Genomic DNA, 1,416 nt, shown 5'->3' on the forward strand with positions numbered 1-1,416 from the left:
TAGTACTCCAGCCGCACTTGGCTGAGTCGTTGTCTTCGCTGGTAGTGGCTTGTTTTGGCTCTGAACTGGTGGCGGCGTCGCCACCATGACCATCGATCGATATGGTCGCGGGTTCGTTTGTGGGTGATCAGGTGTGCCAGGAGACGTCGAGTCTCGGCGAGGCTGAGGGGGACGAGTTGGGCCCGGTCGGCGGTGCCCCCTTTTGCGCCTCGGTGGCGGTGATGGTGAGGAAGGCGTGGGCGCACATAGCGAGTGTTATGTGGCGGTACCACGCGTCGTAGCGGCGCACCTGGTAGTCGTCCAGGCCGACCTGTCCCTTGGCGGTCTGGAAGCACTCCTCGATGGCCCATCGGGCGCCGGCCACGCGGATGAGTTCCTCGTCGTCGGTGTCGGCCGGTCCGTAGCACAGGTAGTAGGCGTGCTCGGTGGGGTCGGTGATCGAGCGGCGGATGAGCAGCCAGCGGGTGAATCCGTGGTCGGCGGTGCCGGTGTCGGGCAGGGTGGCGACGGCCCAGTCGAACAGGCGGGGCCCCTTGGCGCCGTCGCCGCAGCTGCGCCGCTTCCAGGCCGGTGCAGGGGCGGCGGAGGCCAGCTCGTCGGCGCGGGCGCTGCCGCCGTCGGTGGGGATTTTCTGGTTGCAGGCCACGGCCAGGACATAGCCCATGCGGCGGTTCTGCAGCCACAGCCGGAACTTGCTGTCCTTGCCGTAGGCCTCGTCGGCGGTCACCCACCGGGCCGGCAGCCCCGCGTCGAGTGCGCGGCGCAGCATCTGCAACCCCAGCGCCGGCTTGGTCGCGAACCGCACCTTTGCCGGTACCGCGGCTTCGGTCCGCCGGGCGTCATCGCCGCACCAGCCTTGCGGCAGATACAACTCCCGGTCGACCAAGGTGCGCCCGCGCACGGACGCGTAAGCCAAAAACACCCCGAGCTGGCAGTTCTCGGTCCGGCCGGCGGTCCCGGAGTATTGGCGTTGGACGCCGGCAGACTTGGTTCCCTTTTTCAGGAACCCCGTCTCATCAATGATCAGAATGCCGTTGGCGTCGCCGAGGTGCTCTGCGACGTAGTCGCGCAGGTCGTCGCGGACCGCATCGGCGTCCCACGCCGACCTGTTGAGCAGGCGTTGCATGCCGTCAGGTGTGTTCTCCCCGGCCGCCTCGGCCAGGGTCCAGCCATTCTTACCGGCCAGCGGCGACAGCAGGCCCAGCACGTACGCCCGGGCCCGCCGGCGCGGCTCCACCCGCCGAAACCGGCCAGCGATCCGCGCCATTAGGTCATCCAGACCTGCCGCCCACCCCGAAAGATCGTCCACCGCCACAAGTGCGGCAGTCTACGGTGGACGATCGTGTACTCTGACGCCTGATCCGCATCTGCGGTCCTAGCTGCGCAAACACGGTCAACGGAAGTGCGGCTGGAGTA

At 67.9% G+C, this 1,416-nt stretch carries 1 protein-coding gene; it reads right to left on the minus strand.

The genetic code is table 11. The annotated features are described in order from the left end of the window. Nucleotides 1–127: 127 nt before the first annotated feature. The gene (locus FB454_RS34705; protein ID WP_047890484.1) at nt 128–1,267 is read right to left on the minus strand and encodes an IS701 family transposase; all 1,140 of its coding nucleotides are present in this window, start codon (nt 1,265–1,267) and stop codon (nt 128–130) included. Between the last annotated feature and the right edge of the window lie 149 nt (nt 1,268–1,416).

The sequence above is a fragment of the Micromonospora sp. CNZ297 genome, from assembly GCF_007827625.1.